Source organism: Demequina sediminis (assembly GCF_039545075.1).
GTDB lineage: Bacteria > Actinomycetota > Actinomycetes > Actinomycetales > Demequinaceae > Demequina > Demequina sediminis.
This window is the reverse complement of record NZ_BAABRR010000015.1, coordinates 1-19,537: the sequence shown is the minus strand read 5'-3', so window position 1 is coordinate 19,537 and position 19,537 is coordinate 1. Positions and strand designations below refer to the sequence as shown.

General features: G+C 70.2%; 18 protein-coding genes and 1 pseudogene. 10 read left to right on the top strand and 9 right to left on the bottom strand.

Annotated elements, in window-relative coordinates:
• Positions 1-12 precede the first annotated feature (12 nt).
• From ABEA62_RS11805 to ABEA62_RS11775, 7 genes are all read left to right on the top strand, one after another.
• Complete coding sequence (locus tag ABEA62_RS11805; protein WP_286214288.1) at positions 13-1,164, top strand: ABC transporter substrate-binding protein; 1,152 nt, start codon at positions 13-15, stop codon at positions 1,162-1,164.
• A 69-nt stretch (positions 1,165-1,233) separates the two neighbouring features.
• A complete protein-coding gene (locus ABEA62_RS11800) occupies positions 1,234-2,214 on the top strand; it encodes a carbohydrate ABC transporter permease (RefSeq protein WP_286214289.1) in 981 nt (326 codons plus the stop codon).
• A gap of 1 nt (position 2,215) precedes the next feature.
• On the top strand, positions 2,216-3,127 hold the full coding sequence (locus ABEA62_RS11795; protein ID WP_345380274.1) for a carbohydrate ABC transporter permease: 912 nt from the start codon (positions 2,216-2,218) through the stop codon (positions 3,125-3,127).
• A complete protein-coding gene (gene yicI, locus ABEA62_RS11790; protein ID WP_286214291.1) occupies positions 3,124-5,394 on the top strand; it encodes an alpha-xylosidase in 2,271 nt (756 codons plus the stop codon). The genes ABEA62_RS11795 and yicI overlap by 4 nt, the downstream gene beginning before the upstream one ends.
• A 74-nt stretch (positions 5,395-5,468) precedes the next feature.
• Positions 5,469-6,686, top strand: a complete 1,218-nt coding sequence (metZ, locus tag ABEA62_RS11785) for an O-succinylhomoserine sulfhydrylase (RefSeq protein WP_345380272.1) — start codon at positions 5,469-5,471, stop codon at positions 6,684-6,686.
• A 102-nt stretch (positions 6,687-6,788) separates the two neighbouring features.
• Positions 6,789-7,409 carry a hypothetical protein gene (locus tag ABEA62_RS11780; protein WP_286214292.1) on the top strand — a complete coding sequence of 207 codons (621 nt, stop codon included), beginning with the start codon at positions 6,789-6,791 and terminating at the stop codon, positions 7,407-7,409.
• Positions 7,406-8,563: a PrsW family intramembrane metalloprotease gene (locus ABEA62_RS11775; protein ID WP_286214293.1), complete on the top strand. Its 1,158-nt coding sequence runs from the start codon at positions 7,406-7,408 to the stop codon at positions 8,561-8,563. Before ABEA62_RS11780 ends, ABEA62_RS11775 begins: the two co-directional genes overlap by 4 nt.
• 33 nt (positions 8,564-8,596) lie before the next feature.
• Here ABEA62_RS11775 and ABEA62_RS11770 read toward each other — a convergent pair whose 3' ends face one another.
• Both ABEA62_RS11770 and ABEA62_RS11765 read right to left on the bottom strand, forming a co-directional pair.
• On the bottom strand, positions 8,597-10,960 hold the full coding sequence (locus tag ABEA62_RS11770) for a heavy metal translocating P-type ATPase (RefSeq protein ID WP_286214294.1): 2,364 nt from the start codon (positions 10,958-10,960) through the stop codon (positions 8,597-8,599).
• 9 nt (positions 10,961-10,969) lie between these two features.
• Positions 10,970-11,389, bottom strand: coding sequence for a heavy metal-responsive transcriptional regulator (locus ABEA62_RS11765; protein WP_286214295.1), 420 nt, complete (start codon positions 11,387-11,389; stop codon positions 10,970-10,972).
• A gap of 85 nt (positions 11,390-11,474) precedes the next feature.
• On the opposite strand from ABEA62_RS11765, the gene ABEA62_RS11760 reads away from it, so the two are divergent.
• Positions 11,475-12,176: an aspartate/glutamate racemase family protein gene (locus ABEA62_RS11760; protein ID WP_286214296.1), complete on the top strand. Its 702-nt coding sequence runs from the start codon at positions 11,475-11,477 to the stop codon at positions 12,174-12,176.
• A 35-nt stretch (positions 12,177-12,211) separates the two neighbouring features.
• On the opposite strand, the gene ABEA62_RS11755 is transcribed toward ABEA62_RS11760, so the two are convergent.
• Complete coding sequence (locus tag ABEA62_RS11755; RefSeq protein ID WP_345380268.1) at positions 12,212-13,195, bottom strand: GNAT family N-acetyltransferase; 984 nt, start codon at positions 13,193-13,195, stop codon at positions 12,212-12,214.
• A gap of 153 nt (positions 13,196-13,348) precedes the next feature.
• Between ABEA62_RS11755 and ABEA62_RS11750 the strand changes: the two genes are divergently transcribed.
• Together ABEA62_RS11750 and ABEA62_RS11745 are read left to right on the top strand one after the other, a co-directional pair.
• Positions 13,349-13,600, top strand: coding sequence for an LLM class flavin-dependent oxidoreductase (locus ABEA62_RS11750; protein ID WP_286214299.1), 252 nt, complete (start codon positions 13,349-13,351; stop codon positions 13,598-13,600).
• 43 nt (positions 13,601-13,643) lie between these two features.
• Positions 13,644-14,562 (top strand): IS5 family transposase gene (locus ABEA62_RS11745; protein ID WP_286214300.1). Its coding sequence is split into 2 segments (ribosomal slippage): positions 13,644-14,021 and positions 14,023-14,562, totalling 918 coding nucleotides; the frame shifts between segments, so codons are not numbered across the junction.
• 40 nt (positions 14,563-14,602) lie between these two features.
• On the opposite strand, the gene ABEA62_RS11740 is transcribed toward ABEA62_RS11745, so the two are convergent.
• The 6 genes and pseudogenes from ABEA62_RS11740 to ABEA62_RS11715 form a co-directional block, all read right to left on the bottom strand.
• Positions 14,603-14,929, bottom strand: a complete 327-nt coding sequence (locus tag ABEA62_RS11740) for a hypothetical protein (protein ID WP_144932262.1) — start codon at positions 14,927-14,929, stop codon at positions 14,603-14,605.
• Positions 14,926-16,839, bottom strand: coding sequence for a heavy metal translocating P-type ATPase (locus ABEA62_RS11735; protein ID WP_286214302.1), 1,914 nt, complete (start codon positions 16,837-16,839; stop codon positions 14,926-14,928). Before ABEA62_RS11735 ends, ABEA62_RS11740 begins: the two co-directional genes overlap by 4 nt.
• Positions 16,836-17,195 carry a Cd(II)/Pb(II)-sensing metalloregulatory transcriptional regulator CmtR gene (gene cmtR, locus ABEA62_RS11730; RefSeq protein WP_144932261.1) on the bottom strand — a complete coding sequence of 120 codons (360 nt, stop codon included), beginning with the start codon at positions 17,193-17,195 and terminating at the stop codon, positions 16,836-16,838. Before cmtR ends, ABEA62_RS11735 begins: the two co-directional genes overlap by 4 nt.
• A 92-nt stretch (positions 17,196-17,287) precedes the next feature.
• Positions 17,288-18,178 (bottom strand): GumC domain-containing protein, encoded by an 891-nt coding sequence (locus tag ABEA62_RS12725; protein WP_425558037.1) that lies wholly within the window; start codon positions 18,176-18,178, stop codon positions 17,288-17,290.
• A 412-nt stretch (positions 18,179-18,590) separates the two neighbouring features.
• A pseudogene (locus ABEA62_RS12720) lies at positions 18,591-19,052 on the bottom strand (relaxase/mobilization nuclease domain-containing protein); the annotation flags it as partial.
• A complete protein-coding gene (locus tag ABEA62_RS11715; RefSeq protein WP_486304400.1) occupies positions 19,049-19,531 on the bottom strand; it encodes a hypothetical protein in 483 nt (160 codons plus the stop codon). The gene ABEA62_RS11715 and the pseudogene ABEA62_RS12720, both read right to left, overlap by 4 nt.
• Between the last annotated feature and the right edge of the window lie 6 nt (positions 19,532-19,537).

The window sequence follows — 19,537 nt, the reverse complement described above, 5'->3', positions numbered from 1 at the left end:
GAGGACTCGGCCATGGGCATCGCCTGGAACCGGGCCATCGAGATCTTCGAGGAGGAGACCGGCGCGACCGTCAACCTCGAGACCACCGCGTTCGAGGACCTCAACGCCTCCGCGCAGCAGCTGTTCGACTCGTCCGACGCGCCCGACGTGTCGGAATACAACAAGGGCAACGGCACCGCCGGCCAGCTCGCCGCGACCGGCGTGATCCTGCCGCTCGACGAGGCCTACGAGACCTACGGCTGGGCCGACAAGCTGGGCGCGGGAATCGACACCATCGCCAAGTACGACGAGAACGGCGTGATGGGTTCGGGCTCCTGGTACGGCGTCCCCAACTACGGCGAGTTCGTGTTCCTGTACTTCAACCAGGACATGTTCGCCGAGTACGGGATCGAGGTGCCCACCACCCCCGAGGAGCTCAAGGCCGCGATGCAGGCATTCACGGACGAGGGCATCACCCCGCTGACCACCTCGGCGCAGGAGTACCCCATGGGTCAGCTCTGGTACCAGCTGGTGCTGAGCCAGGCCGACCGTGACTTCGTCAACGCCTACCAGCTGTACACGGACGAGGTCGACTGGAACGGCGCCGAGATCAGCTATGCCACCGAGACGGTGTCGGACTGGGTGTCGAAGGGCTTCATCTCGGCCGACGTGTCCGGCATGACCGCCGAGGACGCCGGCCTGCAGTTCATCAACGGCGAGGTTCCGATGTTCTACTCGGGCTCGTGGTGGTACGGCCGCTTCCTCAACGAGATCGCGGACTTCGAGCTGGGCATCACCAACTGGCCCGGCGCGACCCTCACCCCCGGCTCCGGCGGCAACATCTGGGTGGTGCCGGTCGAGTCCAAGCAGCCCGAGCTGGCCGAGGTGTTCATCGACATCACGATGCGCCCCGAGATCCAGGCGCTGCTGGGCGACTCGGGCGGCCTGCCCGTCGCGGCCGACCCCGCGGACATCACGGACCCCGACGCGCAGGCGCTCATCGAGCTCTTCAACGAGGTCAACGACCGTGACGGCCTGTCCTTCTACCCCGACTGGCCGACCCCGACCTTCTACGGCGACCTCAACTCCGTAATGCAGAGCCTCGTCAACGGCACCGTTGACGCCGCCGGCGCTCAGGCGCAGCTCATGGAGTACTACGAGAGCTACGTGGCGGACCTCCGCTAGTCCACCACCCACCCTCACGAAGGTGGCGGCCCCGGCGCTCCCGGGGCCGCCACCGGAGACGGACCTCGCATGACCCCCACCCTTCAGCGCCCGGCCGGCAAGGCCGCGAAGCGGCCCGCGCAGGACGACCCGGCTCGCATTCCGCAGCGCGACGCGAGCAAGCGCGGGTACTGGCTCTACCTCATCCCCGGAGCCGTACTCGTCTCGATCGTGATCCTCTACCCGATCGTCCGCAACCTCCGGCTGAGCTTCTTCCACTGGCGCGGAGGACGCGCGGAGGAGCAGTTCGCCGGCCTCGAGAACTGGATCGCGCTCGCCTCCGACCAGGAGTTCCTGCAGTCCTTCCAGAACATCGTGCTCGTCATCATCGCCATGGTGATCGTGCCCACACTGCTGGGCCTCGTGATCGCCGCGCTGCTGTTCGACGTCGTCGGCCGCCGCTTTGGCGCCAAGCTGTCGAGCTTCCTGCGCGCCACGTACTACCTTCCGCAGATCCTCCCGATCGCGGTCGCCGGCGTGATGTTCAGCTGGATCCTCAAGCCCAATTCCGACGGCGTGCTCAACCAGTTCCTCACGACCGTCACGGGCTCCGACGTGCAGATCAACTGGCTGGGCGGCCAGTACAGCACCGCGATGGCCTCGGTCATGGTGCTGATGATCTGGATCCAGATCGGCTACCCCGTCGTGATCTTCATGGCCGCGCTCCAGCGCGTCGACCCGCAGCTGTACGAGGCGGCGGAGCTCGACGGCGCCAACTGGTTCCAGCGCTTCCGCGCGATCACGCCGCCGATGATCCAGCCCGAGGTCTTCGTCGTGGCGCTGACCACCACCATCGCGGCCCTCAAGGTGTTCGGCCCGGTCTTCATCCTCACCAACGGCGGACCCAGCAAGTCGACCTATGTGCCCTCGTTCTACGCCTACCAGGAGTTCATCCGCGGCACGGATAAGGGCTACGCCGCGACCATCGCCTCGGCCATCACGATCCTCGTCGTGATCGTCGCCATCATCTTCATCCGCGTGCAGAACCGCGCCGAGCGTAAGGAGGCGTGACATGACCGCCACCGTTCCGGCGGCCACCCCGGCCGCCCCCACCCCCACCGGTTCGTCCACCCCCGGCCGCGCGGCGCGCAATAAGGCCCGCCCGCGTACCGCCGCCGAATGGATCCTGCTGGTGCTCGCCGCGGTCGGCGCGCTCATCATCGTCTTCCCGATCCTGCTGCTGCTGCTCAACGCGTTCAAGTCGCCCGTCGACTACGCCAATTCGAGCCCACTCGACTTCCCCGCTGCGCTCGACTTCACCGGCATCCAGACCTTCTGGGAGACGCAGAACTTCCCGCGCGCGCTGTGGAACTCGATCTTCATCTCGACCATGGTCGCGGTGATCGCGGTCGTGGTCTCCGTGCTCAACTCGTTCGCGATCGGGATCGGCCGTGTCCGCGGTCGCACGTGGATCGTGCTCGCGTTCCTCATGGCCAACCTGGTGCCGCAGGAGATGCTGTTCGACCCGCTGTTCCAGCTCTACGACGACCTCGGCCTGCTGTCGAACCCGTGGTCGGTGATCCTCACGTTCGTCGTCATCCAGTCGGCCTTCGGCACGTACCTGCTGTCGAGCCTGCTGGGCACGTTCCCCAAGGAAATCCTCGAGGCGGCGGCCGTCGACGGCGCGACCCGCTGGCGCACGCTGCGCTCGGCGATCGTGCCGATCCTGCGGCCCACGCTGTCCGTCCTCATGGTGTTCTTCTTCATTTGGACGTGGAACGAGTTCCTGCTGCCGCTGGCCTTCCTCAACACCTCCGACTCGCTCACCGTGCCGCTGCTGCTCGAGCAGCTCAACGGAGAGCGCCAGACGGACACCACGACCCTCATCGCGGGAACGCTCATCAGCGTCATCCCCACGATCATCTTCTTCCTCCTCTTCCAGCGCACGCTGACGAGGGGCATCACGGCAGGAGCAGTGAAGTGAAGTTCACCGACGGATTCTGGCATCGCCGTCCCGGCGTCGAGGCGCTGTACGCCGAGGAGGCGTACGACATCTGGGCCGACGGCGACACGCTCACCGTCCACGCCCCCACCAAGGTCATCGCGACCCGCGGCGACACGCTCAACCGCGCGGTGCTCACGGTCACGCTTAGCTCCCCTCTCGAGGGCGTGGTGCGCGTGCGCATCGACCACCATCAGGGCACACGCCGGTCGCCCGGCTTCGCGATGCCGGGAGCGGTCGAGGGCGCGGGAACCGCGCGGGTGGACGATGCAGGGGGCACCCTGACCTCCGGGCGCCTCACCGCACGGGTCGCGCCGGGCGCGCCCTGGCGCCTCGACTTCGAGGTCGACGGCGAGCGCATCACGGGCTCGGGCCACCATTCGGTCGCGTACGTGAAGCTCGCCAAGGACGCTCCCGTCGCCGCCGAGCCGGCGGGCATCGCCGGCTACTCGGAGTCGGGCCTCGCGCCGCACCGGACCTACGTGCACGAGCAGCTTGACCTGGGCGTGGGCGAGACCATCTACGGACTGGGCGAGAGGTTCGGCCCGTTCGTCAAGAACGGCCAGACCGTCGACATCTGGAACGCGGACGGCGGCACCTCCTCCGAGCTGTCGTACAAGAACGTCCCGTTCTACCTGTCCTCGAAGGGCTACGGCGTGCTGGTCAACCAGCCCGAGCACGTAAGCTTCGAGGTCGGCACCGAGGCCGTCGAGCGTGTCCAGTTCTCGACGGGCGGCGAGTCGCTCGAGTACCTGGTCTTCGCCGGACCCACTCCCGCCGATGCCGTCGAGCGCTACACGGCGCTGCTGGGCCGGCCCCCGCGCGTGCCCGCGTGGTCCTTCGGGCTGTGGCTGTCGACGTCGTTCACGACGCAGTACGACGAGGACACCGTGACGTCCTTCGTCGACGGCATGCGCGAGCGCGACATCCCGCTCTCCGTGTTCCACTACGACTGCTTCTGGATGCGCGAGTTCAACTGGACCGACGGCGTGTGGGACGAGCGCGTGTTCCCCGACCCCGACCTCATGCTCAAGCGCATGCACGAGGACAAGGACCTCCACGTCTCCGCGTGGATCAACCCGTACATCGCGCAGCGCGGCCGCATGTTCGCGGAGGGCGCGGAGCGCGGCTACCTGGTCAAGCGTCCCGACGGCTCGATCTGGCAGTGGGACATGTGGCAGGCCGGGATGGCGCTGGTCGACTTCACGAACCCCGAGGCCAAGGCCTGGTTCCAGGAGTTCGTGCGCACCCTGGTGCGCCAGGGCGTGGACGCGATCAAGACCGACTTCGGCGAGCGCATCCCCACCGACGTCGTGTGGCACGACGGCTCGAGCCCCGAGACCATGCACAACCTCTACACGCAGCTCTACAACGAGGCAGTGTGGGAGGTGCTGGTCGCGGAGAAGGGCGAGGGCAACGCCGTGCTCTTCGCACGCTCGGCGACCGCGGGCGGTCAGACGATGCCCGTGCACTGGGGCGGCGACAACTCGTCGTCCTACGTGTCGATGGCGGAGACCCTGCGTGGCGGGCTGTCGCTCATGAGCTCGGGCTTCGGGTACTGGAGCCATGACATCGGCGGCTTCGAGGGAACGCCCGACGCGGGCGTGTTCAAGCGCTGGCTCGCGTTCGGTCTCATGTCCTCGCACTCGCGCCTGCACGGCTCGAACTCGTACCGCGTGCCGTGGGCCTTCGACGAGGAGGCCGTGGACGTCGCCCGCACCTTCACCACCCTGAAGCTGTCGCTCATGCCGTACCTCTACGCGGCATCGGTCCAGACCACGCAGACCGGGGTGCCGCTCATGCGCCCGATGTTCATGGCCTTCCCCGGCGACCCGGCGACGCAGCACCTCGACCGGCAGTACTTGCTGGGCGAGGACCTGCTGGTCGCGCCGGTGTTTTCGGAGTCCGGAGAGGTCGACGTCTACCTGCCCGCCGGCACGTGGACGTCGCTGCTCACGGGAGAGCGCGTCGAGGGCGGGCGGTGGGTCCGCGAGACGCACGGCTTCGCGTCGATGCCCCTGTACGTCCGGCCGGGCGCGGTCATCGCGCGTGGCACCAGGAGCGATCGCCCCGACTACGACCTGCTGTCCGAGGTCGAGCTGGTGGCCTACCCCGGCGGTGCGCCCGAGCGCACCGTCACCCTGCACTCGCCGGACGGCACCAGCGAGTCCGTCACCGTCGTCTCCCGCGACGGTTCGCTGAGCGCGACCGCCGCATCCGGTCGCGTCTACGCCGTCCGCGAGGGCTGAACGGACGATGCGGCGGCGGGTGCCTCCTTTCCCGGCCGCCGCATCGTCCCTTCTCGCTTCGGTAGCCTGAGCGCATGACCTCGGACGCCGTCCCCCCGTTCCGCCCCGACACGATCGCCGTCCACGCCGGCGTCACGCGCACCGCGTTCGATGAGATGTCGGAGCCGCTGTTCCTCACGCAGGGCTACGTGTACCCCACGGCAGCGGAGGCGGAGGCGGCCTTCGCCGGCGAGATCGAGCGCTACCAGTACTCGCGCTACGGCAATCCGACCGTGACGATGTTCCAGGACCGGCTCGCGGCGATCGAGGGCGCCGAGTCGTGCTTCGCGACCGCGACCGGCATGGCCGCGGTCTTCGTGTCGCTCGCCGCGATCCTCGAGCAGGGGTCGCGACTGGTGGCGGCGCGCGCGCTGTTCGGCTCGTCGATCACGGTCTTCAACGACTACTTCGCGAAGTGGGGCATCCGCGTCGACTACGTGGACGCGCACGACAATGCCGACTGGGATCGGGCGCTCGCCGAGCCGGCGGACGCGATCTACCTCGAGTCCCCCACCAACCCCATGCAGGACGTGGTCGACATCGCTCACGTCGCGACCCTCGCGCGCCGCGCCGGCGCGCTGCTGATCGTGGACAACGTGTTCGCGACCCCGCTGGGTCAGCGCCCCCTCGAGTTGGGCGCCGATGCCGTGGTCTACTCGGCCACCAAGCACATCGACGGCCAGGGCCGGGTGCTGGGAGGGGCCGTCCTGGGTGGCGCGGAGTACGTCGACAAGGTGAGGACGATGGTCCGCACCATGGGCGCGACGATGTCGCCGTTCACCGCGTGGGTGCTCGGCAAGTCCCTCGAGACGCTCCCGGTGCGCGTGCGCGCGCAGTCCGCCGCGGCGCTCGAGCTCGCGGCGTGGCTCGACGCCCACCCCAAGGTGGCCGTCGCTCGCTATCCGCTGCTCCCCTCGCACCCGCAGTACGAGCTCGCGGCACGCCAGATGACGATGGGCGGCACGCTCGTCACCATCGACATCGCCCTGCCCGAGGGCACCGATCCCCACGGGCCCGAGGCCAAGGCCGCGACCTTCCGCTTCCTCGACGCGCTGCGCGTCTTCGCGATCTCGAACAACCTGGGCGACGCGAAGTCGATCGCGACGCATCCCGCGACCACGACCCACCGCAAGCTGGGCGCCGAGGGGCGCGCCGCGGTCGGCATGTGCGACGCGACCGTGCGGCTGAGCGTGGGCCTCGAGGACGTCGAGGATCTGCGCGCCGACCTCGCACGCGCGCTCGACGCGGTCTGAACACGGGGGACGTCCCTCGCCCCCGCAACGCCCCCGGACTATCACGACGAAACGGTCGAAACCACCCAGGAACGAGGCCCGCCGCGTGCTAGCGTCGCAGCCATGAGCAGCGGCGCCTCTTCCGCCGCCGATGCGGCTACCTCGGGAGCCGGAGCGCCGGGCGCCCGGCCCGCCTCGCAGCCGCTGTCCGTGCGGCTGATCGGGCGCGGATCTCTCGCGGGAGCGCTCGTGATCTGCGTCGTGGTGGCCGCGTACGCCCTGCTTCTTCCCGGGTTGGCCGAGGCTGGGGCACCTCCACCGCCGGTGGCCGTCGGAATTGGCGGCGGGGCAACCGTGACGGTGCCCGACACGTGGACGCCCGCAGATTCCACCGCCGGGGCCACCACGTTCACTCAGGGTGGTGCGACGCTGGTGATCGGCGCACCCGAGGCCGCCGAGCGACATCCCGCGCAGTCGCTCGACGCCCTCATCGCCCAGTGGAGCGAGGAGGCGACCGAGGGCGCCGTGGCCACCGCCCCGCGCGCGTTCGACACCGAGGCAGGAGACTCCGCCGCGACGGTGATCCTCCAGGAGCCGCAGCAGACGGTGCAGGCCTGGGTGGTCTCAAACGGCGCCAGCGAGGTCACGGTGGTGCTCACCGCTCCGTTGACCGCATGGGAGGCAGCCTCGTCCTCGGCTCAGCTCCTGGTGCGCTCGCTGCGCTTCCCCGAGGAGACGGCGTGACCCGGGCCGCGGCGCGGCCGCCCGCGGTGCGGGGCGGGATTCCGCGTCCGCGCACCGCGACATTCATCGATCTGCGTTCGTGGGTGTTCTGGACCTTCCTAGCGATGGGTGCGGCCGCATTCACCGTGGTCGCTCCGCTCATTCTCGAGTCGCTGCTCGCCAACCCCGCGTCGGGTGCGCTCGCCGCCGGGCTGTGGCTGCTGTACGGCCTCGTGTTCGCGACGGTCGTGTATCAGCTCGAGCTCTATGAGCGACGGCCGGTCGTCAACGTGCTGGGCGCGCTCGCGTGGGGAGCGGTGGTCGCGGTCGGCGTCTCGCGCATCGGCGGTCCGGCGATGCACGAGATCGTGGGCGGCTGGCTGGGCGAGGACTCGCCCTGGCTGTCGGCGATCGCGGCACCCCTGGTCGAGGAGCCGCTCAAGGCGCTCGGCGTGGTCGCGCTCGCGCTCATCCCCGGCGCGCGCATCCGCACGGTCGCCGACGGCGCGTTCTACGGCGGAATGGTCGGGCTCGGTTTCCAGGTCGTGGAGGGCTTCCTCTACACGGCACGCACGGCCGCCCTCGCGGGCGACGCGATGGACACCGTGGTGCAGATGTTCGTGATGCGCGGCCTCGTCTCCGGCGTGTGGAGCCACGCGGCCTTCTCCGCGCTCGCCGGCGCGGGCGTGGGCTACTTCTTCGTGTCCGTCGCGCCCGCGTGGTGGCGCTGGGGCGTGATGCTCGCGACGCTTGGCGCGGCCATGGTGCTCCACTCTTTCCTCAACTCCCCGCTGATCTCGGGGCCGCCCGTGCTGTCCGCTCTGATCAAGGGCGTGCCGATCGTCGTGGTGCTCGCCACCACCCTCCACGTCAGCCATCAACGCGAGCGGGAGGTGTTCGCGCGCATGGCCCGCGACACCGTTCCCGATCACCTGGTCTCCCCCGTCGACTTCGAGGGGCTGTCGACCCGGCGCAGGCGGCGCAGGGCGCGGCTCGACATGCTCGATCGCCACGGCGTGCAGGCCGCTCGCGACCTGCTCGCGCTACAGCGTGCCCAGCTCGCGCTGCTGGTGGCCGCACACACGGACGGGATGGTGTCCGCGCGTGCGGCCGATGCCGCGGGTCGGGTGACGGCCGCACGCTCGCGTCTCGCGTGGTCCGTCGCGGGGCGCTGAACCGGGCCCTGGCGGCACGGCCCTCGTGCCGGCTCAGGCCGTGCGGAGGCTCCTGAAGCGGCGCAGCCGCAGCGAGTTACCCACCACGAACAGGCTCGAGGCGCCCATGGCACCCGCGGCAATCATCGGGTCGAGCACGCCCAGCGCCGCCAGCGGGATCGCCGCCACGTTGTACGCGAAGGCCCAGATGAGGTTGCCGCGGATGGTCGCGTAGGTGCGCCGCGACAGCGCGATCGCGTCCGCCGCCGCTCGCGGGTCGCCCGACACGACGGTGAGGTCCGATGCCTCGCGCGCCACGTCCGCACCCGTGCCGATCGCGATCCCCAGGTCCGCCTGAGCCAGCGCGGGGGCGTCGTTCACGCCGTCGCCGACCATCGCGACACGGCGACCGCCCTCCTGCAGGCTCGCGACCACGGCGGCCTTGTCCTGCGGCAGCACCTCGGCGATCACGCGATCGATGCCCAGTTCGCGGCCCACGGCCTCGGCCACCCGACGCGCATCGCCCGTGAGCAGCACCACGTCGAGGCCCAGATTGCGGAACGCCGCGAGCGCCTCGGGAGTCGAGTCCTTGACGCGGTCGCGCACCGCGATCGCGACCTCGGCCGCGAGGGGCTCGCGCACGGCGGGCGCCGCCGCCCCCAAGAGGCCTCCGCCCAGCGGGCGGGAGCGCCCGGCGAACACGACCGTCTCGCCCGCCTCCTCGCGCCCGGCCGCCCAGGCCTCGAGGGCATCGTCCACCCGGTCGAAGAGCCCACGCGCACCCACGGTGAGGTCGGCGTTCGCGCCGTCGACTCCCGCGCCGCGCACGGTCGCGGTGACGCCGCGGCCCGGCGTCGACCGGAAGCCCTTGAGCGGCACGCGCGTGAGCCGCGACTCGGCAATCGCGCGCGCGATCGGGTGCTCCGAGCGATCCTCGACGGAGGCGGCCGCGTCGAGCAGCGCATCGGCAGCCTCGGCGGACAGGCCCGGCGCGTGGGTCGCGGTGACGCTCATGCGTCCCTCGGTGACGGTGCCGGTCTTGTCGAGGACCACGGTCTGCACCGCCCGCGCGTCCTCGAGCGCGGGCGCGCCGCGCACGAGCACGCCGAGCTGCGCGCCGCGACCCGTGCCCACGAGGATCGCGAGCGGGGTCGCGAGGCCCAGCGCGCACGGGCAGCTGATGATGAGGACCGCCACGGCCGCGGTGATCGCGGCGTTAGCGTCGCCCGTGAGAGCGAGCCACAGCGCGAAGGTCACGAGGGACAGCGCCACCACGGCGGGCACGAAGACCGCCGAAATGCGGTCCACGAGGCGCTGCACGCGCGCCTTGCCCGACTGCGCCTGGTCGACCATGCGCGCAATCTGCGCGAGCATCGTCTGTGCGCCCACCCGGGTCGCCTCGACGGTGAGTGCGCCGTCCGCGGCGAGGGTGCCGCCCACGACCTCGACGCCGGGACGCGCGGCCACGGGCACCGACTCGCCCGTCACGACGCTCGCGTCGACCGCGGCCTCGCCGTCGACCACCACGCCGTCCGTCGCGATGGTCTCGCCGGGACGCACGACGAAGCGCATGCCCACCTCGAGCGCGGCGCGCGGGATCTCGGTGCCGTCCTCGAGGCGCGCGGTCGCGCTCTGGCGCGAGGACAGCGCCCGCAGGGCGTCGCCCGCTCGCGCGGTCGAGCGCACCTCAAGCCACTTGCCCAGCAGGATGAGCGTCACGATCACGGCGCCGGTCTCGAAGTACACGTGGCCGCCGTCGATCCCCGCGAGCAGGACCACCGTCGACCACGTCCACGCCGCCATCGATCCCAGACTCACGAGCGTGTCCATGGTCGTGGTGCGGTGGCGCAGGCTGCGCGCGGCGCTCGCGTGGAACGGCCACGCGGCCCACCACACGACCGGGGTCGCGAGCGCGGCGACCAGCCACTCCCAGCCGGCGAACTGCAACGGCATGATCATCGAGATCGCGGTGACCGGCACGGACAGCGCGAGAGCGACGAGGAAGCGGCGCTTGTAGTCCGCGATGCGGCGCGCGTCCGAGGCGAGGTGCGCGGCGTGCTCGTCGGCGAGGGAGTCGGCGTCGCCCTCGGGGGGACGATGCCGGTCGGGCCGCGTCCCGTCGGGGTCCGTCCCGTCGGGGTCCGCTCCCGCGTCGCGTCCGCGCGTGAGGACCTCGTAGCCGAGCCCCGTGATCGCGGCGCGCATGAGGTCCTCGAGCTCGTCGGCGTCGAGAGTGCCGTCGGGAAGGACCGTGGCGCGTCGGGTCGCGATGTTGACGGCGGCGCTGTCGACGCCCGGCAGCGCGGCGAGTCCGCGCTGGATGCCGGTCGCGCAGCCGGCACAGGTCATGCCGCCCACCGCGAGATCGATCGCGGGACGGTGGGCGGGCTCGGCCGGGGTGGTGGTGTCGGTGCTCATGTCGGCAGGCTAAACCTTCCCGCTGACGGCAAGGTCAAGCGCGAGGACCTGACAGCGGTGAGGGTCGGTGCAGTTCGCGGGGTCGAGCGCCTCGGCACGCCGCGACAGCGCGGTCAGCTCGGCCTTCGCGGCGAGCAGGCTCGCGATCTGCGCGTCGATGTCCCGCAGGTGCCTGTCGACCATCGCGCGGCTGTGCTCGCACGTGCTCTCGCCCTCGTCCTTCATGCGCAGGATCTCGCCCGCCTCGCTGAGGCTGAGCCCCGCCGCCTGCGAGTCGCGAATGAAGCGCAGTCGCTCAAGCGCCCCCTCGCCGTACTCGCGATAGCCGTTCGCGCGCCGCTCGGGCGCGGTCATGAGGCCAATGCTCTCGTAGTACCGCACGGTCTTCGCCGTCACGCCGCCGCGCGCGGCCAATTCGCCAATCTGCATCGTTCCATCGTACAGGAAGGTCGCCCTTGCGAACAGGGGCCAACCTCACGGCCCGTGGCACCACCGCCCCTCCTAGGCTCGAGGCATGCGCTCTACCCCTCGCCGCATCGGCCTCCTGGGAGGCATCACCTGGCACTCGACGCTCGTGTACGAGCAACTCCTCCACGACGGCGTCGCGGCGGCCCTGCCCGGGCGCACCGCGGACCTCGTGATTCGCCACTACGAGTTCGGCGCGATCGCGCAGGCTCAGGAGGCGGGCGACTGGGACGGGCTGGCCGCGACGTTTGGCCGCGATGCGCGCTGGCTCGTCGACGGCGGCGCGGAGGCGATCCTCATCTGCGCGAACACCATGCACGCGGTGGCCGACGAGGTGCAGGAGGCCGCCGGCGTGCCGGTCATCCACGTGGTCGACGAGACGGCGCACGCGATCCGCGCCGCGGGCCTCGACACGGTCGCCCTGCTGGGCACGGGCTTCACGATGCGCATGCCGTTCTACCGCGAGCGCCTCGCCGCGCACGGCGTGACCGCGATCGTCCCGGAGGAGCCCGCGCTCTCCGAGGTCCATGACCTCATCTACGACAAGCTCGCGCGGGGCATCGTGGACGATGCCGGTCGCACCCTGGTCAGGGATGTCACGTCCGCACTGGTGGGCCGGGGAGCCGGCGGCGTCATCGCGGGGTGCACCGAGATCCCGATGGTGATGACGGCGGGCGACGTCGACGTGCCCTACTTCGACGCGCTCGAGCTGCACGCCGCGGCCGCGGTGAGGTTCGCGCTGGCGGACTGAGCGCTCCGCGCTCCGCCCGGCGCGCGCGCGGGCCGCTACCAGCCGATGGCGTCGAGGGCCTCGGCCGCAGAATCCTCGGGAGGGCGCCCGCTGTTGTCCACCACCGCGTCCTCGATGGCCAGCTCCTCGAGCTCGTCGGCCTGCTCGGCGGTGCGAGGCACGGCCCAGTCGAGCCAGCGCTGCGAGGTTTCGCGGCGGCGCAGGCGCGCGATGCGCTCCTCAAGCGGCGCCGTGATGCGCACGACGGCGACGTCCGCGATCCCTCCCGGACCCGCGAGCGCGTGCGCGATGGCGGCGCGGTCCGCCGGGTCCTCGAGGATTCGCGGAATCACGAGGAGTCCGTAGCCGCGGCGCCGGTACACCGGCGCGAGCGCGGCGAGCGCCTCCATGAGCAGCGACTGGTTCACGGTGTCGTCCGGAGGAGACGGGTACGCCTCGCACAGCGTGTCCGCGTCGATGAACGCCGTGCGGGCCCCCCGCACGGCAAGGGCGGAATGCGCGGACTCGCCCACCGACGTCTTCCCCGCCCCCATCGCGCCCGTCACCACGAGCACCCGGAACGGCAGGTCACGCCCGTAGCAGATCGAGTCCGGCTCGTCCTTGTACTCCCCGTATCCGGGAATGCGGGTGTAGCCCAGGCGGTCGTACAGCGCGAGCGCCTCGGGCTGCTCGGTGCCGGTCTCGAGGACGATGCGGGTGGCGCCGGCCTTGCGTGCGATCGCCTCGGCGGCGCCCATCATCACCTTGGAGTGGCCATGGCCGCGGTGGAGGGGGCGCACGAAGAGCCGCTTGAGCTCGAGCGAGCCCGCGCCCGTGTCGTAGGGCGACCAGCGCAGGACGATGCTCGCGACGGGCTCTCCCTGCTCCGAGTAGCCCACGAGCGAGGCCACCAGCGTGTCGAAGCGCGTCTCGAGGACGAGGTCGGGGGCGTCATAGCGCCGCGCGAGGTCCTCCTGCTGCTCCGCCCACAGCGCGTGAGCGTCGGCGTCATCGGGTTCGACCCGACGGATCGTGATCATGCGCTCAGGCTAGCGACAGCGTTCGCCGCCACCGCGACACGCGGCTCGGGGCGGACCAGAATGGAGAGATACCCGGGGCGTCGGCGTGGAATCGGTGTGCGCCTCCGGGTGTTGGGGCGATAGATTGTTGACGCGTCAACGGAGGGAGTGGGCATGAGGAACATTGGGTTTCTGTCGTTCGGGTGGTGGTCCGCCGCGCCCGGTTCGAAGGTGCGCACCGCGGGCGAGCTCATAGCGGACACGATCCGGCTCGCTGAGGCGGCGGAGGACGCCGACATGGACGGCGCGTGGATCCGCATTCACCACTTCGAGCAGAACACGTCCTCTCCCTTCCCGCTACTCGCGGCGATGGGCGCGCGCACGTCGCGCGTCGAGCTCGGCACCGGCGTCATCAACATGCGCTAGGGCGTGTCTCCCAAATTGGGGTGGTGACGCGCGGCAGTCTTGATTGGTGACGTCGTCTTCTTCGCGCTATCAGGTCTTCACGGACGCACAGTGGGCTCGGATTGAGCCGTTGCTGCCTTCAAACGAAGGGCGGCGCGGGCATCCTTTCGGTGACCACCGGCGGGTGGTCGAAGCGATCGCCTATCGGTATCGCACGGGCATTCCGTGGCGGGACGTTCCGCGTGAGCACTTCGGTCCGTGGCAGACCGCGTGGAAGCGTCACCGCAGGTATGCCGCTGATGGCACGTGGGATCGGATCCTCGCACAGCTGCTCGCGGAAGCCGATGCGGCTGGCGATGTGGACTGGAACGTGTCCGTCGACGCGACGATCACGCGCGCCCATCAGCATGCGACGAACACGACCCGCCCCGATCAGGACACAGGGGGCCACATCGAATTACAGGAGTCCGGGCACACGCGCCGGTGAACCGGCCGGGCACGGCATCGGACGCTCGCGTGGCGGCCTGACAACGAAGATCCATGCTGCGGTCGACGGCCACGGCCGTCCCTTGGCGGCGGTCATCACCGGCGGGCAACGCAATGACGGCGCGATGCTGGGCGCCGTGCTGGCCGACATTCACGTCCCCCGCCTCGGTCCGGGCCGGCCACGCACCCGACCCGACTCCGTCATCGCTGACAAGGCATACTCCGCTGGCACCTACCGGCGCGAGCTGCGCGCCCGCGGCATCAAGACCGTCATCCCTGAAAAGTCCGACGAAGCAGCCGCACGCCAACGCCGCGGCAGTCGGGGCGGACGCCCGCGAACGTACGACAAGACCGCCTATCGCGGCCGCAACGTCGTCGAACGCCACTTCAACCTCGCCAAACAATGGCGAGGCCTGGCCACCCGCTACGACAAGCTCGCCATCACCTACCGCGCAGCCGTCGTCCTCGCCGCCTGTCTCATCTGGTCAGCCATATAGGAGACACGCCCTAGCGCATGTCTTGGTTGTGACACCGGATCTATCGATCGCTTCCGCCGCCTCGCCTACGGCCGCGAAGCGCCTCATCGATCTGTGCCACAGTCGGGGATCCGGCGTACCCGCTCTCCGTCGCGTAGACCCGGCACGCGAGCGAGCGAACCGGTGTCGTCGGGAACAGGTCGACGCCGTCGACGAGGATCGTGGGCGAGCCTCCGAACCTAATGTTCGCCGCCTCGTCCTCGGTCCAGATCGTCACCAGCTCGACAGGAACGGCCCCGAGCTCGACAACGTCCAGCGCCGCGCGTGCGTTGGCTTCGGCGATGGCCGTGTTCGGGCAGTCGACGATGTGCAGCAGTTCGACCTTCATGCGATGGATTCCTTCCGAGTCCGGGCGGCGCGCAGGCCGTTGAGGATCACGACGACCTCGGCGATCTCGTGCACCAGCACCACGGCGGCGAGGCCCAGGACGCCGAAGAGGGCCAACGGGAGCAGCGCGGTGATGATCAGCAGCGACAGGATGATGTTCTGGTTGATGATGTGGCGTCCGCGTCGGGCGTGGTCGAACGCGCGCGGCAGCAGCCGCAAATCGTGACCAGTGAAGGCCACGTCGGCGGACTCGATCGCGGCATCGGAGCCGGTCGCCCCCATTGCGATGCCGATGTCGGCGGCAGCGAGGGCGGGGGCATCGTTGATGCCGTCGCCGATCATCGCGACCGAACCGTGCTGGCCGAGCTCGCCGATCGCGGCGGCCTTGTCCTCAGGGCGCAACTCGGCGCGCACGTCCTCGATCCCTGCCTGCGCGGCCAGGGCGCGGGCGGTGCGGGCGTTGTCGCCGGTGAGCATGGTCATCCCGACGCCCTGGGCGGTAAGGGTGCGGACGACCTCGGGGACCTCGGGGCGCAGCTCGTCGCGGATGCCGATCGCGGCGACCGGGACGCCCTCGCGGTGCACGATGACGACGGTCATGCCCTGCTCCTCCAGGCCTGCTACCTGGTCGCCGAGCGGCCCGGCGTCCAACCAGCGGGGACTGCCGACCGTGATCCGCGCGCCGTCGTGCTTGCCTTCGATGCCGTGCCCGGCCTGTTCGGTCACGTCCTCGGCAGCAGGGGCCTCAGGCGCTGCAGCGGTGATCGCGGCCGCGAGCGGGTGGGTGCTGTGCTGCTCCAGCGCGGCAGCCCAGGCCAGCGCCTGCGCCTCGGTGATCCCGTCGGCGGTGAGCACCGCAGTGACGGCGGGCTCGTTGCGGGTCAGGGTGCCGGTCTTGTCGACGGCCACGTGGCGGATCACGCCGAACCGTTCAAATACAGCCCCTGACTTGATGATCACACCGAACTTGCTCGCCGAACCGATCGCGGCCACCACGGTCAGCGGGACCGAGATCGCCAGTGCGCACGGCGACGCAGCCACCAGCACGACGAGGGCGCGGGTGATCCACAGCTCGGGGTCGCCGAACAGCGAACCGATGAGTGCGACGAGGACGGCGAGGATGAGCACGCCCGGCACAAGGGGACGAGCGATGCGGTCGGCGAGCCGGGCACGATCGCCCTTCTCTGCCTGCGCCTCCTCCACGAGCTCGACGATGGTGGTCAGCGAGTTGTCGGTGCCCGCCGCGGTCGTCTCGACCTCCAACGCACCCGCGGTGTTGATCGCGCCGGCCGAGACCGTGTCGCCGGGCTCGACCTCGACCGGGATCGACTCGCCGGTGATCGCGGAGGTGTCCAAACTCGAACGACCAGTGACTACGATGCCGTCGGTCGCGATCTTCTCACCCGGCCGCACCAGCATCAGCTGACCGACGGCGAGATCTTTCGCGGCGACCTCGACCGATGCGCCGTCCTGGCGGATGGTCGCGGTCTCCGGGACGAGCTTGAGCAGCGCCCGCAGCCCGCCGCGGGCGCGGTCCATCGCCTTGTCCTCCAGCGCCTCCGCGATCGAGTAGAGGAACGCCAGCGCCGCGGCTTCTTCGACGTAGCCGAGGATCACCGCACCGATCGCGCTGATCGTCATCAGGAGACTGATCCCCAACTTGCCCGTGAACAGCTTCCGGATCGCGCCAGGGGTGAACGTCGACGCTCCCAGCAGCAGGCCGATCCAGAAGAGCACCTGCGCCGGGATCTCCATCCCGGACCACTCCAACGCCAGACCGGTCAGGAAGGCGACGCCCGAGAAGACCGGGACCATGATCCCGCGGTCCCGCCACCAGGGGCGCTCCTGTTCTTCGTCGACTGCTTCACCGACCGCGGTCTCGGTCTCGTCGCATCCGCACGCCGCGCTCACTCGCCCGCCCCCGTCCCGCAGCAGCCGGGCACGGCGCACTCGGCGTCGACGCACGGCGCGTGCTCATCGACGGCCAGCGTCACGTCCACGAGCGCCGTGAGCGCCGCCGCGAGATGCGGATCAGCGATCTCGTAGCGCGTCTGCCGACCCTCGGGCTCGGCGACCACGATCCCGCAGTCGCGCAGGCAGGTCAGATGGTTCGAGACGTTCGAGCGCGTCAGCTCCAGCTCGCGCGAAAGCACGGCCGGGTAGCTTGGGCCGTCGAGCAGGGTCATCAGGATGCGGGATCGCGTCGGGTCCGCCATGGCCCGGCCAAGCCGGTTCATGACGTCGAGGCGTGAAGCAATGGTCAGCATGCACTGAACTATACAGCGTGTGCTGACTCATTGTCGACTCGTCAGGGCTGCCGCACGCGCTCCGCGCGCTTGCCCTCGGGAACCGGGTTCACCTACTTGCGCCAGCGGGGCCACTTCGGCATCCCGCGGCCCCTCCAGGTCTCAACGAGGCACGCGACCCAACGGACGGACGCGAAGAGCCCGTAGCCGGCCCCGGTGAGGCCCACGGCAACCACGAGCCAGCGCCCGATGCCGAGCCACAGGCTCCCGTCCACGTCGAGGGCCCACTGAGCGCCTGTGATGAGCCCCGCGATGCCCATCCAGAGCCCAGCGACGACCACGACCACCGGCAAGAGGGCGAGGCACATCGCAGCGGCAGCCGACCAGAGCTGTCGAGCCTCCAGCTTCGCCGTCGCGGCGATGATCCGCTCGGCGCGCTCGTTGGACGCGTCGAGGTTCGCCGTCATCGTGGCCGAGGCCTCCCCGGCGACCTGCTCGACGGCCTTCTCAACCCGTTCTTCGGCGCGCTTCTCGATCCGCTGCACGGCCCCGCCGACCTGGCTCACGAGCTTCTGGTTCGCCGCGGCCTGTGCCTTGAGTCCCTCAATCGCCGAGGCCGTAGCCGCGTGGTTCTTCTGCGCCTCGGCGACCAAACTCTGCGAGGCGGCGCTCAGCCGCTTCCCGTCGAGACTCTGCACGAACTCGCTGAGCGTGCTCTCGATCTCGCTCAGCCTGCTCTCGACGCTCTCGATCTGCGGTGACGTGCTGACGGACGGCTGCGAGGTCGACGCCCGGTCGATGCGCTTGCTCATCTCCTCGTCCATGACCTTCACGAGCCCCGCGAGCTTCTTCTGCTGCTCGGCCAGCCGGTCGAGCCGCGCGTTCTGTGCCTCGACGGCGGCGAGGATCGAGGTCAACGTCTCCATCGTCTCCGGACTGCCGAGCTGCTGCCGCTGCTCGTCCTGCGCGTTCTGCTGCTTCAGCCTGTCGAGCGCTGCGCTCATGGTCCTGCTCCTTCTGCTGCTGGTGATAGTCGAAGAACGCCTGCGCACCCTCTGGGGTGAAGTCCGCCGAGAGGGCGCTGGTGCGCTTACGGCGCTCGGCGCGCCCGGACTCACCTCGGCGGTCCTCGATGTAGAGCGTCCACGTCTCCTTGCCGACGTTCTTGCCCCGCTTGCTCACGGCGGTGTGCAGGCGCATCCGCGGCACCTGCTTCCCGTCGTCGCCAAGCTGCTGGTTCTGCTCCGCGATCACCGATTCGAGACCGGCCTTGTCCATCGACCGGGGATTGGCCAGAGCGGCGCTCATCCGGTCGCCCATCTCCCGGTCGAGCGACCCCTCGGCGAAGTCCTCGCGGCGCAGCTCCCAGTCCTTCGGCGGGTGCTCCAGCCGCTTTACGACCGAGAGGCCGTGCTCGCGCATCAGCTCGTCGTTTGCCGACTGCACGCCCCGCTGGTTCCCTGCCTTGCGGTCGTGGAACGTGCGGTAGTCCGAGAGCGCCTTCCCGGTGCGGTTGTTGTGGTTGACGACCAAGATGTGGTTGTGCGGCTTGCGGCCACGTCCATCCACATGCGTCACCACGAGGCAGTCCGAGTCCGGGTGCATCCGCTTCGCCAGCAGGTAGCCCAGATCATTCACCCGCTGCACGTCCTCCGGGCTGTTCGGGTCGAACTCCTCGTCGCTGAACGACTGCCGGTAGTGCAGCGCCTCGACGCCGCGCTTCGTGTTTTGCGTGAGCGCGCGGGCGCGGGCCGAGAATGCGCCGGGGCCTCCCGGCACGTCGCACGTGACCGCGGCCCCGCGCTCGTCCTCCTTGCCTCGGATGTAGCGCTCCGTGTCTCCGACGCTCGTGCTCGGGCTGTAGTGCGTGGTGCTCATGACGCCGTCCGGTCCCCGAGCAGCGCCCGGACCTCGCGTAGCAACTCGATCAGCTCGGGCACCTCCGCCGACAGCGCCACCGCCTCACCGGCCCGCGCGCGGCGGTCCAGGTCGTTGACGTTGATCGCCAGCGGGCGCACCTGGGCGGCCAGTTCGCGGGCGTCCGCCGAGGCCTGCACGCGCAACTCGGCTCCGAGCAGGTGCGCGGCCACGGCGGCGTCCAGCTCCTCGCTCCGAGAGGCGTGGAGCGCATCGCGCACGACGGTCCGCACCCACGTGCTCGGAGCCAGCCCGAGCCGCGTCGCACGAGTGCGAAGCGCCCCGAGTGTGGCGTCATCGAAGCGGGTATCGAGCCGCCCGCAGTAGTGCCCCTTAGAGTGGTGTAGCGCCCGGCGGTGGCAAGGCTCCTCGTAGACAGAGGAAGCGGCCACCGCGGGGCCTTCGAGTTCACCCTTGCAAAGTTCTCTCGAATGGATCACCGCGAT

What these genes read in the sequence shown, in the direction of transcription:
- ABEA62_RS11805 (WP_286214288.1), top strand. Translation starts at nt 13, where the DNA reads ATGGGCATCGCCTGGAACCGGGCCATCGAGATCTTCGAGGAGGAGACC.
- ABEA62_RS11800 (WP_286214289.1), top strand. Translation starts at nt 1,234, where the DNA reads ATGACCCCCACCCTTCAGCGCCCGGCCGGCAAGGCCGCGAAGCGGCCC.
- ABEA62_RS11795 (WP_345380274.1), top strand. Translation starts at nt 2,216, where the DNA reads ATGACCGCCACCGTTCCGGCGGCCACCCCGGCCGCCCCCACCCCCACC.
- metZ (WP_345380272.1), top strand. Translation starts at nt 5,469, where the DNA reads ATGACCTCGGACGCCGTCCCCCCGTTCCGCCCCGACACGATCGCCGTC.
- ABEA62_RS11780 (WP_286214292.1), top strand. Translation starts at nt 6,789, where the DNA reads ATGAGCAGCGGCGCCTCTTCCGCCGCCGATGCGGCTACCTCGGGAGCC.
- ABEA62_RS11770 (WP_286214294.1), bottom strand. Translation starts at nt 10,960, where the DNA reads ATGAGCACCGACACCACCACCCCGGCCGAGCCCGCCCACCGTCCCGCG.
- ABEA62_RS11765 (WP_286214295.1), bottom strand. Translation starts at nt 11,389, where the DNA reads ATGCAGATTGGCGAATTGGCCGCGCGCGGCGGCGTGACGGCGAAGACC.
- ABEA62_RS11760 (WP_286214296.1), top strand. Translation starts at nt 11,475, where the DNA reads ATGCGCTCTACCCCTCGCCGCATCGGCCTCCTGGGAGGCATCACCTGG.
- ABEA62_RS11755 (WP_345380268.1), bottom strand. Translation starts at nt 13,195, where the DNA reads ATGATCACGATCCGTCGGGTCGAACCCGATGACGCCGACGCTCACGCG.
- ABEA62_RS11750 (WP_286214299.1), top strand. Translation starts at nt 13,349, where the DNA reads ATGAGGAACATTGGGTTTCTGTCGTTCGGGTGGTGGTCCGCCGCGCCC.
- ABEA62_RS11740 (WP_144932262.1), bottom strand. Translation starts at nt 14,929, where the DNA reads ATGAAGGTCGAACTGCTGCACATCGTCGACTGCCCGAACACGGCCATC.
- cmtR (WP_144932261.1), bottom strand. Translation starts at nt 17,195, where the DNA reads ATGCTGACCATTGCTTCACGCCTCGACGTCATGAACCGGCTTGGCCGG.
- ABEA62_RS12725 (WP_425558037.1), bottom strand. Translation starts at nt 18,178, where the DNA reads ATGAGCGCAGCGCTCGACAGGCTGAAGCAGCAGAACGCGCAGGACGAG.